Raw genomic sequence first — 14,969 nt, 5'->3', positions numbered from 1 at the left:
CCCCTATTTCAGGCCGGTTCCGGCAATGCCGGTGGTGATGAAACGCTGCAGGAAGAGGAAGACCAGAACCACGGGAATCATGGTCACGACCGTCATCGCCAGGATGAAGTGCCATTGCACGTTGAGCTCGCCGGAATAGATGCTGAGGCCGACCTGCAGGGTGTAGAGCTCCTTGCGCGACAGCACGATCAGCGGCCAGAGGAAGTCGTTCCAGCGCCAGACGACGGAGAAGATGGCGAGGACGGCGAGCGCCGGTGCGGACAAAGGCAGGATGATGCGCCAATAGATCTGCCATTCCGACGCCTTATCCATACGCGCGGCGTCCAGCAACTCGTCGGGGATCGTCAGCATGTACTGCCGCAGAATGAAGACGCCGGTCGGCGTCGCCACTGTCGGCAGGATAACACCCCAGAGATTGTTAAACAGACCGAGTGCCGAGACGATGGAGTAGAGCGGCACCATGATTACCGACAGCGGCACCATCAGCGTCGCGAGGATCAGAAGCATCGCAAAAGTGCGGCCGCGGAATTCGTATTTGCTGAGCGCAAACGCTGCCATGGAATTGACCACCAGCGTGATTAGCGTTGCGGTCACCGTGACGAAGACCGAGTTCCAGAGATAGCGGACGAAATCGAAATGGGTGAACGGCTCGGTGTAGTTCTCGGTTGCGAACGACATCTGCCGGACCGGCGTGCGCTTGGCGATGTTGACCTTGACGATCTCGGCGGGCTTTTCGGGATCGACCATCTGGCTGACGGTTCCGATCCGGCGAACTTCTGCGAGCGTCGCCGTGCCGCCATCTTCAAGCGTTGCGGTGTAGAGATCGAGCGGCTTGTCATAGCCTTCGACCGTCACCTTCTGGGTGACATAGGGCAGGATGGTCGGCGGGAACTCGGCGAGAGCGGCGGGTGACTTGAACGACGATGCCGTGAGCCACACTGCCGGACCGAACATCACGAACAGGCCCACGATCAGCCAGACCCAGGTGACGATATCCGTCCAGTGCCAGCCTTTGCCGCCCTTGCGGCGAAGCAGGAATTCGATCGCCCGGCTCATTTGCGGGCTCCCTTCTTTTCGCTGGAACGGCTGAGGCCGAGCTGCATCAGTGTGAGGACGACAAGCACGAGGCCCATCAGGATGGAGGCGGCGGCAGCAAGGCCGGGATTACGCAGCTGTGCTGCAAAACCGGTCTCGTAGATGTATTGCGTGACAAACAGGGTGCTGGTGCCGGGCCCACCGCCGGTCAGCACGTAGACTTCATCGAAGATCTGTACCGCGCGGATCAGCACCAGCACGATGACGACGAGCAGGTTCGGCATCAGGAGCGGCAGGGTGATGCGGCTAAAGACGCGCATGGCCCGGGTGCCGTCCATCTCGGCTGCCTCATAAAGGTCCTTCGGAATGGCCTGCAGGCCGGCGAGGATGATCAATGTGTAGAAGCCCATATGCGCCCAGATCGAGACGCCGACGGCGGCGGCAAAGGCCCAGTTGCGGTCGTTCAGCCAGACATGCGGTTCGAAGCCGAAGCCGTAGAGGCCGAAGTTCAACAGGCCTTGGCGTTGCAGGATCCATTTCCAGATCAGGCCGACGACGACCGGCGACAGCAGCACCGGAAAGAAGAACACCGCGCGCCAGAAGCTGCGCGCCATCAGGTTGCGGTTGAGGATCAGGGCGGTGATCAGCGACACGGCGATCATCAGCGTGACCTGCAGGATGACGAACCAGCCGGTATTTCCAACCGCCGTCCAGAACGTGTCCTCGGCGCAGGTATTGGGGTTCAAATAATTCGAGCAGTCGAACAGCCTCGTATACTGATCGGCCCCGACAAAGGTGCGGTCCGACAGAAAGAGCGCGGTGCCGCCGGTCATGGAATAGGCGAAATTGATGAAGAACGGCAGGAGTACGAAGACGCCGAAGACCAGCATGTTCGGCAAGAGGAAGAACGCCGCCATGCCGCCGAGACCAAACTTCTTCTGGACCCAGCGCAGGGGTGCATCGATGATGCCCATGGCAAGGCGCACCGGTACCATGGCGGTCTCGCCCAGGCTCTGGCTGGATATTTCTGCCATTATCGATCACTTTCCTCTTGCGCGTTGAATGGCGCTGCGGCTCGTCTTCCATAAAAGATGTAAAACGGGCGGCTGTGCGGGATTGGCCGCCGCCGCCCGCGTGTTCTCAGTTAGAGAGCTGAGTCCTTGACCTTGGCGGCGATATCCGCGTCGATGCGGCTATAGGCTTCGTCAAGCGTCATCTCGCCGGCAGCCGCCTGGCTGACGCGGGTAACGAGAGCGCCGTAGATCGTGTCGGACCAGGCCCAACCGGGCAGCTTGCGCGCGAGGTCGGCGAGCGACGTCGTTGCCGTCACGAAGATGCCGAGCGCCGTCTTGGCCTGTGCATCGTCCGTCTTGAAGTCCAATCCCTTTTCGATCACGCCCTTGTGCGCTGGCAGGAACAGGGTGCGCTCGGAAAACTCTTTCACGACCGGTTCGCTTGCCAGATAGTCCATGACCTTGGCAACGTCCTTGGGGTTCTTGGTGTACTTGACTGCTACCAGACCGGCGCCGCCCGGCATGCCGGTGCAGTTTGCCGGGCCGCAGGGGCTACCGGTCGCGACCCAATCGAAGTTCGTGCCGATTTTCGTCGAGAAGTTCGGCACTTGCCACGAGCCGGAATAATAGAACGTGACCTGGCCGTTAATGAAGTCGTCGGCGCCGGCGCGGTAGGTCGAGCCTGCGGCCGATACCCAGACGTCCTTGCTCATGGTGCCGTCTTCGATCCAGCCGATGAACTTGGAAATGAAGGCTTTCGAACCCTCGTCGAGCGGTGCCGGCTTCCCGTCTGCACCGATGTAATTGGCGCCGAAAGCTATGTCGGGTGCTGTTATGCGATGCCCAGATCTGTCCAGTGCCATCGGGAAGGGTATCTGCTGGCTTTCGGCGACCTGCTTGGAGGCCTTGGCCCAGTCATCCCAGGTTGCATCCTTGCCAGGCAGGGCAACGCCGGCCTGTTCGAACAGCGTCTTGTTGGCAAAGCCGCCGGTCAGCGTGATCTGCGTCATGAAGCCGGAAATCTGGTCAGTGCCGTCGGGGCGCATCCAGTCGGCCTGATCGCCGAAATTCGTGTCCCAATAGGCAGCGTCGGCCACGAGCGGGCGCAGGTCAAGCCAGTGCTTGCTCAGTGCCTTCAGATTGGTGACGCGGGCGATATCCGGGCCGTCGCCGGCCTCAAGCTGTACCGGCAATTGTTCGCGCACGACGCTGTAAGACACGTTGTCGATTGTGACCTTGATATCCGGATTGTCCTTCATGAAGCGGTCGATCAGGTCTTTCAGGACCTCGCCTTCGACGCCATCGGAATACCACATGATGCGTACGTCCCCGGCAAGTGCCGCCGTGGAGGTCAAAAGCCCGACGGCGAATGCCGCGAGCATCGTTCTGGTCCTGGTCATGTCTTCCTCCTCCTGTGGGTGCGGGCCTTCTCCTTGCCCGCATTTGAACGGGCGCCGGCTTCTCCTCGCCGGCGCTTCGCCTCTAGTGTGCGGTCAGCATGGCAACCTCGCCCGCGACCGTGAAATCCTTGGGAACGATCATCCGGCCCTCAGCCTCGACCGTTCCGTCCCTGCGGAAGGTGACCGTGCCGTAGTCAGGGTCCTCGATCACCAACGACCCGTCTGCCATCTCTGCTACGGACAACGAAGCGAACCGGCTTTCTACCACCTTAAGATCAGAAGCTTCGCAGACCCGGACGATCCAGCGGGTATTCTGGCCATATTGGCGCAGTTCCGCATTGGCTGAAGGGCCTGTCGTCACCGGTTGCAAATCCGTGCTGCCTAGAAGGATCGCCGCGCCGCCGCCGCTGCGGGCAATGGCAAGGCGTCCGCGAACAGTGCTTTCATTGAATTCGTCGACCGGGAACCAGGCGTGGGTAAAGTCGGGCTGTTCTTCGAAAGTCAAAAAATCGAGTACGGCCAGCCCTCGGTACTGGTGGGCGCGAGGGAGGGTGCCGCACCCGCCCCAGAAGGACGGTCGGCCGTACCCGAACTGAATTGTCTCACCCGGATGGTTGATCCAGATGGCGGCTTCGGGCCGCTTGCCCAGGCGCAGATGCAGGATGGTTTCCTGATAGCCCCATTCGTCCCAACGGTAATGGGCGGCGGATCCCATGGCGAAATCGCGGCCCTTGTAATGATAGAGCGCTGCAAACCGGTCCTGGCCCTGCGCAAACCGCCATTCCTGATGCTCGTCGGCCTGATGGCTGGCAACGGCGGCGAGCGTTTCGGGAATGACCAAGCCATGATCGCGCAGGCAGACAGCAAGCTGCGGCAGGGCATGGACGCGGCGGCCGTACCAGCCGGCACCCCAAAGCAAACGGGCAACACCCGAAAGCTCCAGCGAGCGGCCGGCGCAAAGCGTGTGCTCATAGGAACGCCCCTGCGCTGCCGTGACCATGCCGTGGTGGGCGGAGCGGGCGATCACTTCGCAGATGCGCACGATGCCTTTCTTTGCCCGCTCGGCGATATCGGCATCGGGCGATAGGGCGGCGAGTGCCGTCAGGCCCTTGAGATCGATCGGGAAGTAAGGTGCCGAGTTGAACTCCGCCATTTCCCACGCTTCGAAATGATCAAGCCAGGCGCGTACGCGGGCGGCTCCGATAGCGCTCTGCTCGGCACCCTTGCGGCCGGAGCGGGCGAAGATTTCACCGGCCAGCAGGTGTCCGGCGAGATAGGCAGAGGTATGGAAAAGCAGGGCATGGTTTTCGGAAAAATACCACTGAACATCGTTGCCGGGTTCGTCCATCCAATAGCGGAAATCGAGGATGGCGCGGTCGATGCGCGCGCGGGTCTTTTCACCAATGTCCTTGCCCCAGACGGTGCGCGACCAGATCAGCGGCACAAGCGAAAAGTCGGCGCAGTCATGGCAATCCTCGATCGACGGCAGGATTTCCTCGATCATCGCGTCGGTATCGGCGCCGCTCCGGTCGCTGGCGAGCCGTGCGAAAGCGCGGACAGTGTCGCGTTCGGATAATTCCGAGACTTCGGTCAGCGTCTCGGTGATGCGATCAGCAAGCGTCGCCGGTGCCTTGCCCTGGCGGCCGGTATGGCAGATTTCGATGCCGAGCGAGCGCGATGCGACGAATTCGCCGGCCTTGAGCGTAATGCGAAAATGGCGGAAATCGGCGGGTGCCGCTTCCGAAGGACCGATCACCAGACGCGCTTCGCCAGCCTTGAGGACAAAGTCATAATCGAAGCGTTCGGTCGACATGAAGTCGCCCTCGACGGTGACATTCACAGCGACATCCACCGGCAGGGCCTCGGCAAGCCGCAACGTGATGTCGCCTTCGAAGTAAGCGGTCCTGTCAAAATGCATGCTGTCGAGGGCGGTCTCGATCGTCTCTGCCACCTTGCCCTCGATGGGCACGGGAACGGCGACGCTGGCGACCGGGCCATTGAGGTAATCGAGCTGGAAGAAATAGCGGGCGTCGCGTTCGGCGAGATCGTCGAAGAAGATCGTGACCTCGTTTAGCCCTTCCTGCAGCGTCAGATCGAATTCCGCCTTTGCCTCAAGATTGCGGCTGTAGGGCGCCATCCAGCCGGCCTCATTGCCGTTTAGCCAGAGGACCGCGCCGCCGCAGGTGCCGAGCCGAAGCTTGGCGGTTCCGGGTTTCTCTGCGGCGATGAACGTGCGGGCAAAGGTGGCAAGCCGGGTCGGGCGGAACCAGAAGCCGGAAAGATCGAGCCGAGGCGAACCGAACGGCAGCCACCAGCGGGCGGCCTCGAAGGAGCCGCGCACGTCAGGGCGCTTACCACGATAGGTTTCGGCAAAGATCGTCCGGCAAGGATATTCGTGCGGAATGAAGTTCTTGTGTTTGGTGAGAAAGAAGAACGGATCCATCTCGCCTTTCATCGGCGCGTCCGGCACGTCGAAGCGCTCTTCGGCAATCGTTCCGAGCTGCCAGTAGCGGATGGCATCGCCGGCGTTCAATGTGCGGTTCATCAGGGATGTCATCGGGGTCATTTCAGCTCTGCCAGGGCCACCGGGGCCACGTCGTTATATTCCTGGTTCTCTCCGGTCATGCCCCAGACGAAGGCATAGGGACCGGTGCCGGCGCCCATGTGGATAGACCAGGCGGGTGACAGGACCGCGTCGCCGTTGGCGACGATCAGATGACGCGTCTCTTCGGGGCGACCCATCAGATGAATGATGCGATCTTCCGCCGCCATGTCGAAATAGCAATAGGCTTCCATGCGGCGCTCATGCAGATGCGGCGGCATGGTGTTCCAGACACTGCCCTCGGCCAGATCGGTGATTCCCATCAAAAGCAGGCAGGACGGCGTAACTTCCGGATGGATGTACATCGCGAGGCGGCGCTTGTTGGAGCGGCGGCCGTCGCCCAGATCGACGGCCTTCGATTCCGCCTTCTTAATCAGCTTGTGGGGAATATCGGCACCGGCCGGAACGGAGTTCATGTAGAAGCGGGCAGGGGTTTTGCCCAACAGGCTTTCCATCGAAATTTCTCGCGCACCACGGCCGAGATACAGAACATCACGGTTTTCCAGTGTGAAAGATTGCCCATCGACAGTTACAGTGCCCGTACCGCCAAGATTGGCGATGCCCATTTCGCGTGCCGACAGAAGATAGGGCGTGCCGATCTCGTCGCCGGAACCGAATCTCACGCTTCTGGAAACCGGCATTGCGCCGCCGAGCAGCAGGCGATCGACATGGGTATAGGTGAAACTGGCCGCGTCCGGCACGAACAGGTCGGTCATCAGGAAGGCACTGCGGAGTTTTTCCGTATCATAGCCTTTGACGTCTTGCGGGGCTGCGCCGTACAAAATCTTCATCGTCATGCTACTTGTCCTTCTTGTCCGACGTGCTGCAGGCCTTCGGAAAGACACAGGATGGCGAGTGCCTGGCCGTAGCCGGTCGGTTGAATGGGAATGTCCTTGTAGAACTGGAGATCGTGGCCCATGCGGGTGCCATAGGAGACGTTTCCGACGGTGCCGGTGTCGTCGATATTGTCCATCACCACCTGCAAGGCCCTGAGGCCTGCAGTGCGCCATGCCGGGGTGCCGAGGCCGAGGCGGTAACCTTTGAGCAGACCGTAGCCGATACCGGCCGTCGCCGAGATTTCCTCATAGGACGAGGCATCGTCGAGCAGAGTGCGCCATGCACCGGATGGAGCCTGTAGTGACAGTAGCGCATCGACCTGCGCGACGAGAACGCCTTGAAGGAAATACTTCACCGGCTTGGCGAGGTCGGCGAGATCGAAGAGATCGAGCAAGCCTGCCGTAATCCAGGCATTGCCACGCGCCCAGCGGGCCTGGGCGAAATTGTGACGTCCGTCAAAAGTCCAGCCATGGAACCAGAGGCCGGTATGGGTGTCAGCAAGATAGCGGGTATGGACGAGGAACTGTCTCGAGGCTTCGTCGACCAGTTCGCGGCGGCCACTTGCCTGGCCATAGGATGCGAGGAACAGGGCGACCATATAGAGCGTGTCGTCCCACAGTTCGTCGTGATTGACCTTGTCGGAGACATGATGTTCGAAACCGCCTTCCGGGGTGCGGCCGAGCTCTGCCATCACCCGGTTTGCCCATTCATCGAGTACCGGCTGCCAGCGGGGATCGCGGGTCTTGGCCCAGAGCACCGACAGGCCGAGCATCGGTGCGGTGGTGTTGACGTTGAGTTGGGGCAGGCCGGCCTCGATACGCTGCTGATACCAGGCTTCGACAAGCTGGCGCAGATCGTCGCGGCCGGTGAACAGCCAAAGCTTGATGAGGCCATAGAGACCAACGCCCTGCGGCCATTCCCAACTGTCGAAGCTGATATAGTCGCCAGCGGTGCCATCGAGATTGGGCTCATGGAAACGGCCGTCGTGCTTGAGGCCGGTCGTTCCGGCGACAAGGCGATCGAGACCGTTGCTGATATCGCGGCCATTTGGACCCATGAATGCTCCTCCACATGCACCGCTCTTCGAGGCGGCTCGTTAAAGAAATAATGCACGTCGAATTTTGTTGCGCAATCTGAAAATTTTTCTCATGTTGATGCCACGGAGGTCGATATGGCTGTCAAACCCATCGCGGGCAAACGCGGAAAGAAGAGCAAACGCGTGCGCCTGGAGGATATTGCCGAGGCGTGCGGCGTGTCGCTGAGCACGGCCTCACGCGCCATTGCCGGCGAAAAAGGTGTCAGGCCAGAAATTCGCCAGCAGGTGCTCGAAGCGGCGAAGCTCGCCAATTATGTGATCCCGACGGCTGTCGCCGGTCAGAAAGTCATTCTGGCGGCATCCAGTGCGGCAATGATCGATTACGTGCGCAACCAGTTCACGCTCTATGTGCTTGAGGGCCTGAAGGAACGGGCGCAGGCGCTGGGGCTCGAGATCGTCACGCGGCCGATCGCCGACCGCAATGAGGAATTGGCGGTGTTGAAGGAGGCGCAGGATGATCCGCAGGTCGCAGGTCTCCTGTTCCTGACCGTCGATGACGAGGGCATGCTGGCCGCAACCCGCGGTTTCGACAAGCCGGTGGTGCTGCTGAACAGCGATGATCCGTTGATGCGGCTTTCCAGCGTCACGCCCTGCAACCGGTCCAGTGCGCGGCTGGCAGCCGATCATCTGATCGGGCTCGGCCACGAGCGAATCCTGTTCCTGATGCGTCCGGGTCGGCGCACCATCGAGCGGCGCTATGAGGGCTGGAAGGATGCGCTGTTGCATCATGGTCTTGCCGCGGATGCGGATCTGGTTGTTCCCGTCGAGGACTGGTTGCCGGAACTGGCAGCACAGGCCATCGCATCACGGATCGATGCGCGCGGGCTCGATTTTACCGCCGTGCTGGCCGCCGGCGATAGCTTGGCCGTCGGCGCGATGATGGGCGTCCAGCAACGGGGTTATACCGTGCCGGGCGATGTTTCTGTCATGGGCATGGACGACCTGCCGCAGGCGTCCTTCCTCAACCCACCGCTGACGACGATGCATATCCCGATGCGAGAAATCGGCTCGGTCGCGCTCGATCTCTTGCGTGACAGCCTGTCCGGTCTGCCGATGCCACCGCGCCGCGTAGAACTCGCCTGTCATCTGGTCGAGCGCGCATCGACGGCCACCTGCCGGTCGCTGCCGGTCACGTCGTTTTAACGCATCGGCCCGCTCGACAGCCATTGCCCGGCTTGTGATTCCTGGGCGGTCTCCGTTTCTCCGATTTACAGTCCATGCTTGATCGAAAAACGGATCCGTGCGCGGCGATAGGCGTCCGGGATCGACAGGGCCCAGACAAACAACCCGCCCGCATGCCGTCCGATAAAGGATTGGTCCGGCGTGGTGGTCATATAGGTCAGGAACGAAAACAACAGGACGAACAGCGCGAATGCCAGCCCGCGACGTGCCTCACCGATGGCGACATGGCCCGCACCGGGCAGGATGATCGACAGAAGAAGAACGAGATAAGGATTTACCGGTTTCGACACATGCAGCCTTCAAGCAACTTGCAAGACAGGTGGTCTGTCTGCTTCGGAGTAAATCGTACTTAGGACTGCCGCTAGCGAAACGGCCTTTGCGATCGTTGCGGCAGGAACCGTCTCGAGGGAAAATCGCGCCTGTCGTAGGAACATATGCGCCGCACGTTCACCTTGCGATGCCTGATAGACAAGCCGGGTTGCATTTGCGGTAATCACCGCTTCCTTGACCTTTTGGTCGACGAATAGCCGCTGAAAATGCCGGCCGGCGATCGCCGCCTGTTCAGAGCTAGCGCGCCCGTCGCCGCGCATCAGCAAGGACATGTCCATCTCGGGCGGCCGCATCCATTCCGCAAAGCCATGAACGAGCGAATAATATTCTGAACCGGTCGGACGGGCGAGCGCGCCGAGCGACGGGCAGTCGCGCAGCGCGCTTTCGAACAACGTCACCTTCAGCCAGAGCTGCGGCAGACGGCGCGTCACCATCGTATCGGCGATCAGCTCGAGCCTAACACGGCGGCCGTCGCCGATCCGTCCCGTAACGATAGGAAATTCATCCGGTGCCATGCCGATGCCGGGTTCGCTGAGCAGCCCGTGGGCTTCATCAAGCAAGCGGCGGCGCTGTCGCATGGCCTCCCGATGTCCACTTACCGCAGCGCGAATGAACCAGGCGACGGCCAAAAGGGCAAAGGCGAAGAGCAGATAGGTGATCGTCAACGCTGATCCCTCCAGATGGTGGACCCGCAGCCATTGATCAGGCTGCGGGCTGTGTTCAGATCAATACCCTTCGGGCCGCGGCCAGGGCATGGTGAACTGATCGCCACGGCGCACGAACCGGTAACGCCGGAAGTGGAACCACAGCGACGCGATAATATAGAAACTGACCATCGCGATGAGCTGTGTCCCGTATCCGAGGAAGACGGCGACATAGGCCGTGGCGCAGAGGATCAGGAGAACGATCGTCGGCAGGGGATGCATCGGATGGACATAGCCGCGCTTGATGGTGTCGAGCGGCCATTTCCTGCGGAACATGACCATATTGAAGGTCATGAACGTATAACCCAGCAAGCCGGACAGGATCGAGAATGTCACGACCTGGTCGAGCGGTGCGCCCAGTGCGAAGATCAAGGCGATCGGCACGAGGAAGATGATCGAACGGTAGGGCGTGCGATAAATCGGATGCACCGCGCCGAACCAAATCGGCAGATAGCGGTCACGGCCCATCGAGAACCAGGCGCGCGAAGCATCGTTGATGCAGCCGTTTGCCGAGGCAAGCGTGGAAAACATCGTGCCGATGAACAGCAGAACCATCAGGCCACGATTGCCCGTGACGCGGGCCGCATCAAACAGCGGCGTTCCGGCCTGGCCGAGATATTCCCACGGAATAAGACCGGAGCAGACATACCAAGTCATGGTCGCAGCGATCAGCAGCGTCATGATGCCGGCCATGGTGCCATAGGGCAGCGAGCGAGCAGGAGAACGGACTTCCTCGGCCGCCTGGCAGGTGCCCTCGATGCCGAGATAATACCAGAGACCGAAATGCAGGGAAGCGAGAATGCCAATCCAGCCATAGGGCATCGGATCCGTCGTCACCGCCGAGAAATCAAGCGGCACGCTGGATACACCAAACTGCACCGCTAGGAACAGGGCGATGATGGCCATGAACGCGACTGCGGTGATCACGAGATTGAACGTCAGCGTCGCCAGCACGCCGCGATAGTTCAGCCATGCCAGAAACACAACGCAGAGGACGATGAACGGCTGCTGGTGCAAGCCCGTATGGCCTTGCATGCTCGCCACCGTGTCGAGCAGGAAGCCGATGGTGATGGCGTTGGCGGCCTCAAGCATCGTATAGGCCATGACCAGGAACAGGCCGACATTGAAGGCCATCAACGGACCGACGATGTGCTTGGCCTGGGCGTACTGGCCGCCGGCTGCGGCAACCGTCGAGGTCACCTCGGAATCGATCATCGCAACGCATGTATACAGCAGGCCGGCCACCCAGCAGGCAATCAGCCCGGCAATCATGCCGCCTTTGCCGATTGCGAAGTTCCATCCCATATATTCGCCGACGAGAACGATGCCGACGCCAAGTGCCCAGATATGAGCGGGGCCGAGAACGCGCAAAAGCTGCAACCGTTCAGGCTGGCCGGTGGTGGTTTTCGTGTCTACCATATCCGGCTCCTTACAGCGTGTGACGTTCGGCTGCCGCTTCGATCTCGCCTTCGCGGGATGATGTCAGCAGGTCGTTGTCATAGGTCGTGTCGATGCGCACCATGTCGGAGAGCATCAAAAAGGCGAAGAGCGCAGAAAGGGCCCAGGCCGCGTATTCCAGAACAGTCCAGATATCCATTGGTGCCCCCACTATTTCTTCTTGGCGCCGAAGCGCTCCGCGATGACGTCGCGATATTCCCTGTCCGACAATCGCACCACCAGCACGAAATACCCGATGACCAGGACTGCCATGACCAGGAGGGCCATCCAGGAGAACGAATAGTCGAAACGGGCCGTGATGATGTCGTTCGCCGCCGCCGGATCAGTGATGCCAAGGGCTGCCCACTGTTGCTGCTCGGTGGCATTCTGGCCGAGCGCCTCCCATGTGGGATTGGCGATGGGTGCTGGGGTCTTGGCCGCACCTGCGAGGCCAAGATAGAGCGGAAGATAGAGCGCGCCGACAGTCAGGACCAAGAGGGTGATAACGTCGAAAATCTGCCCGGCAAAGCTCTGTTTTGGTGGTTTGTAAGCCATGATCCCTCCTAGCGCCGGCGCCGGCGCATCTCGTCGAGATGCTTGAGGTCGAGCCCGTAAATGAAATGCTTGTCTTCGCTGTAGTGCTTCAGCATCGCGATGATGGCCGCGGTGTTGAACACCAGAACCAGGCCGCAGGCGGTCGTCAGGATGATCCGGATGGCGGGCACGGCGATGTAGGGCCAGATCGTCACCAGTGCGAAGACCATCGTGCACCACAACACGGTTATGAAGATAATCAGGCCTGCCCTGTCGCGGGAATGCATCTTGTCGATGCGTGTCGCAAGGTGCGCGTCGGCACCTGCCTCGTGGATTATCATGCGTTCCTCCCAGAATACGCTTTCAAGTCCGATATTGCCTTTAAGGCAATTTATTTTCCTCCAACGAATATTCCGACCTGGCCCGTTGGTCAAGCAGCCATGTGCCAAAATGCCGCATCGGGCAAAAAGAAGTCAATCAGGTCTTGCCGGCGGAACCTGCGGGGCAGTCAGGATTCCGATTTTCGGCACGTCAAAGGCCGGCTATTTAAACAGGGGATTGCGGGAAGACCGGGCATGCGCTGCCGGTTAAACACTGTGCAGGTAGCTGGCATATTCCAGGTCTGAAATATCCCGGTTGAACACGGCGAGTTCCTGGCGCTTGCAGGTCGAGAACATCTCGATCAGTTTCGGCTGGAAAATCCGTTTGACGGTCTCGCTTTGCTCGAAGAGATCAAGGGCGGCCGGCCATGTTGCCGGAAGGGACTTGGCGTCGCTGGCATAGGTATTGCCGGCCGTTGGCATCGGCGGTTCGGCGCGCCGGGTGATCCCGTCGATGGCCGCCCCCAGAATGGCTGCGATCACAAGATAAGGATTGGCGTCGATACCGGCGACCCGGTGTTCGATGCGGCGGGCAACGGCAGGACCGCCGGGAATGCGGATCGCAGCCGTCCGGTTTTCATACCCCCAGGCCGCCGTGGTCGGCGCCAGGCTATCCGGGCAGAGCCTGCGAAACGAGTTCAGATGCGGTGCAAACAAAGCGGTGCAATCCGGCATGGCGTCGATCAGACCGGCAACGGCCTGCCGCATCAAACCCGTGCCTTCAGGGCCGCCATTGTCGAAGACTTTGCGGCCTTGCGCATCGACGGTGCTGAAATGCACATGCAGCCCGCTGCCGGAATGTGCGGGGTAGGGCTTGGCCATGAAGGTCGCCGCAAAGCCGTGCTTGCGCGCCATGTTGCGAACGATCTGCTTGAAGAAGACGGTATCGTCGGCCACCCTGAGCGCATCGGGACCGTGCACCAGGTTGAATTCGAACTGACTCGGCCCGCTCTCCGACGTGGCGGCATCGACGGCAACGCCGCATGCGGCAGCCATTGTGTAGACGTCGTCCAGGAAAGGGCCGACCTCGGCCAGTTCCTCCAGCGAGTAGATCGTATCCTTGGCATCCGCATGACCGACCGGCATACGCGTCAGCGGCTTGGCTCGCGGCGATTTTGGATCGATCAGATAGAATTCGACTTCCGTCGCGACGACAGGGGTCAGTTGAACGGCGCGGAACCTCTCGAGGATATCGGCCAGCGTCCGGCGCGGATCACCGAAAAACGGCTCGCCGGTTTCCAAGCGCATCCACATCGGCACGAATTGCGCCTGCGTTGCGCTCCAGGCCAGAGGGATCGGCCCACGCTCCGTCGGTTCACAAATACCGTCCAGATCGCCCTGATCCAGCGTCAGGGAATTTGCAAAGACATCCGTGCCCCAGATATCGACGCCGATGGATGATATCGGCATACGGATGCCGTTCTTCAGAATCTTGTCGAGCGATGCCGCTTCCACGCGTTTGCCGCGAAAGCAGCCATTGAGATCACAGGTCGCGGCCAGAACGTAGGCACCACGCCCAGCCTCTTGTCCAGCCGACAAACCCTGCGTTTCATTAGACATGATCTACTCCGTGAGGGCGTGGGCGTCGCATGGGCTTCATTGCGATTTTCGAGACGAATATCGTGTGTCGCAAGCATCAGTACAGCGGCGGCGCAAGCCTTGCCAGTGTCGAGGAACGATCCGGGACGATGAAAGATACTGCAGTGTGCGCCTCACGCCGCTCTTATATCGGTTTTCGAAAAATCGTTGCCTTTGTAGAGTAGCGGCTCGCCGGTAAGTTCTGCGAGCGCATAGGAAAAGCAGTCGCCGAAGTTCAGCCCGGCGGGATGCCGGCCCTTGCCATAGCGGCGCCAGGCGCGGCGCGCATGGTCGGCATGATCGGGTTCGACGGCGACGATCTCAACGCCTATCTTGTGCAACCACAAGTCCAATTCGCTGCCACCAGCCTCGCCAAGACGCGCCTCGATAACCATCGCAGCCTCCAACAGGGTGGCGGCCGAGATCAAACGGACTGGATCATCCGCAATGCTTTGCTCGAACTTCGCAGCTTCCGGCTCGTTTTGAGCAATCGCCACGATGGCGGAGGTGTCAATAACCATCAGCTTGGCAAGCCGTTCTCGTCATAGCCAATGATCTCGTCATCAGAGCGACTATCCAGCACGGGCAATGCACTCCAGCGCCGGCGGCTGGCGGCCATATCATCGAGCAACGCAGCTTTACGGGCGTCAGAGCCGACGCGGCGAAGACGTTCTTCCAGGGCACGGCGCGTGGCGGTCGTAATGCTCTCTCCAGTGCGCTCGGCAAGAGCGCGGGCCAATTGTTCGGTCTTGGGGTCTTTAATACTGAGCGCCACGACAGGCTCCTAGGTTCCTATTTTGCCATATTCTACCTAAGTAGCACTACGTCGCTGCGACAGCAA

At 60.6% G+C, this 14,969-nt stretch carries 16 protein-coding genes; 1 reads left to right on the top strand and 15 read right to left on the bottom strand.

Going from position 1 to position 14,969, the window contains the following annotated elements:
* Positions 1-3: 3 nt before the first annotated feature.
* The 6 genes from ACP7E6_RS25745 to ACP7E6_RS25720 all read right to left on the bottom strand — a co-directional run bounded on the left by ACP7E6_RS25745 (position 4) and on the right by ACP7E6_RS25720 (position 7,944).
* Positions 4-1,056, bottom strand: a complete 1,053-nt coding sequence (locus ACP7E6_RS25745) for a carbohydrate ABC transporter permease (RefSeq protein WP_426232534.1) — start codon at positions 1,054-1,056, stop codon at positions 4-6.
* Positions 1,053-2,069: a carbohydrate ABC transporter permease gene (locus tag ACP7E6_RS25740; protein ID WP_426232533.1), complete on the bottom strand. Its 1,017-nt coding sequence runs from the start codon at positions 2,067-2,069 to the stop codon at positions 1,053-1,055. Before ACP7E6_RS25740 ends, ACP7E6_RS25745 begins: the two co-directional genes overlap by 4 nt.
* A 110-nt stretch (positions 2,070-2,179) precedes the next feature.
* A complete protein-coding gene (locus tag ACP7E6_RS25735) occupies positions 2,180-3,448 on the bottom strand; it encodes an ABC transporter substrate-binding protein (RefSeq protein WP_426232532.1) in 1,269 nt (422 codons plus the stop codon).
* A gap of 82 nt (positions 3,449-3,530) precedes the next feature.
* On the bottom strand, positions 3,531-6,014 hold the full coding sequence (locus ACP7E6_RS25730; RefSeq protein ID WP_426232531.1) for a hypothetical protein: 2,484 nt from the start codon (positions 6,012-6,014) through the stop codon (positions 3,531-3,533).
* Positions 6,011-6,847 (bottom strand): 5-dehydro-4-deoxy-D-glucuronate isomerase, encoded by an 837-nt coding sequence (gene kduI, locus ACP7E6_RS25725; protein ID WP_426232530.1) that lies wholly within the window; start codon positions 6,845-6,847, stop codon positions 6,011-6,013. Before kduI ends, ACP7E6_RS25730 begins: the two co-directional genes overlap by 4 nt.
* Positions 6,844-7,944 (bottom strand): glycoside hydrolase family 88/105 protein, encoded by a 1,101-nt coding sequence (locus ACP7E6_RS25720; RefSeq protein ID WP_426232529.1) that lies wholly within the window; start codon positions 7,942-7,944, stop codon positions 6,844-6,846. The genes kduI and ACP7E6_RS25720 overlap by 4 nt, the downstream gene beginning before the upstream one ends.
* A 114-nt stretch (positions 7,945-8,058) precedes the next feature.
* Here ACP7E6_RS25720 and ACP7E6_RS25715 point away from each other — a divergent pair, with 114 nt between their 5' ends.
* Positions 8,059-9,126, top strand: a complete 1,068-nt coding sequence (locus ACP7E6_RS25715; protein ID WP_426232528.1) for a LacI family DNA-binding transcriptional regulator — start codon at positions 8,059-8,061, stop codon at positions 9,124-9,126.
* Positions 9,127-9,191: 65 nt separating this feature from the next.
* On the opposite strand, the gene ACP7E6_RS25710 is transcribed toward ACP7E6_RS25715, so the two are convergent.
* The 9 genes from ACP7E6_RS25710 to ACP7E6_RS25670 form a co-directional block, all read right to left on the bottom strand.
* Positions 9,192-9,455 carry a hypothetical protein gene (locus ACP7E6_RS25710; RefSeq protein WP_426232527.1) on the bottom strand — a complete coding sequence of 88 codons (264 nt, stop codon included), beginning with the start codon at positions 9,453-9,455 and terminating at the stop codon, positions 9,192-9,194.
* A 9-nt stretch (positions 9,456-9,464) separates the two neighbouring features.
* The gene (locus tag ACP7E6_RS25705; protein WP_426232526.1) at positions 9,465-10,160 is read right to left on the bottom strand and encodes a hypothetical protein; all 696 of its coding nucleotides are present in this window, start codon (positions 10,158-10,160) and stop codon (positions 9,465-9,467) included.
* Between the two features lie 60 nt (positions 10,161-10,220).
* A complete protein-coding gene (locus ACP7E6_RS25700; protein ID WP_426232525.1) occupies positions 10,221-11,618 on the bottom strand; it encodes an APC family permease in 1,398 nt (465 codons plus the stop codon).
* A 10-nt stretch (positions 11,619-11,628) separates the two neighbouring features.
* Positions 11,629-11,796, bottom strand: a complete 168-nt coding sequence (locus ACP7E6_RS25695; RefSeq protein WP_162743988.1) for a hypothetical protein — start codon at positions 11,794-11,796, stop codon at positions 11,629-11,631.
* A gap of 11 nt (positions 11,797-11,807) precedes the next feature.
* Entirely contained in the window at positions 11,808-12,191 is a 384-nt protein-coding gene (locus ACP7E6_RS25690) for a hypothetical protein (RefSeq protein WP_426232524.1), read from the bottom strand.
* Positions 12,192-12,199: 8 nt separating this feature from the next.
* Positions 12,200-12,511: a hypothetical protein gene (locus tag ACP7E6_RS25685; RefSeq protein WP_426232523.1), complete on the bottom strand. Its 312-nt coding sequence runs from the start codon at positions 12,509-12,511 to the stop codon at positions 12,200-12,202.
* Between the two features lie 246 nt (positions 12,512-12,757).
* Positions 12,758-14,110 (bottom strand): glutamine synthetase family protein, encoded by a 1,353-nt coding sequence (locus ACP7E6_RS25680; protein ID WP_426232522.1) that lies wholly within the window; start codon positions 14,108-14,110, stop codon positions 12,758-12,760.
* 152 nt (positions 14,111-14,262) lie between these two features.
* Positions 14,263-14,649, bottom strand: a complete 387-nt coding sequence (locus ACP7E6_RS25675) for a type II toxin-antitoxin system VapC family toxin (RefSeq protein ID WP_426232521.1) — start codon at positions 14,647-14,649, stop codon at positions 14,263-14,265.
* Positions 14,649-14,903, bottom strand: coding sequence for a type II toxin-antitoxin system VapB family antitoxin (locus ACP7E6_RS25670; RefSeq protein ID WP_426232520.1), 255 nt, complete (start codon positions 14,901-14,903; stop codon positions 14,649-14,651). Before ACP7E6_RS25670 ends, ACP7E6_RS25675 begins: the two co-directional genes overlap by 1 nt.
* Positions 14,904-14,969 lie beyond the last annotated feature (66 nt).

Origin of the sequence: Pararhizobium sp. DWP3-4 (assembly GCF_049898205.1) — a bacterium.
GTDB lineage: Bacteria > Pseudomonadota > Alphaproteobacteria > Rhizobiales > Rhizobiaceae > Pararhizobium.
Note: the sequence above shows the minus strand (reverse complement) of the source record. Positions and strands in the feature narration are given on the sequence as shown.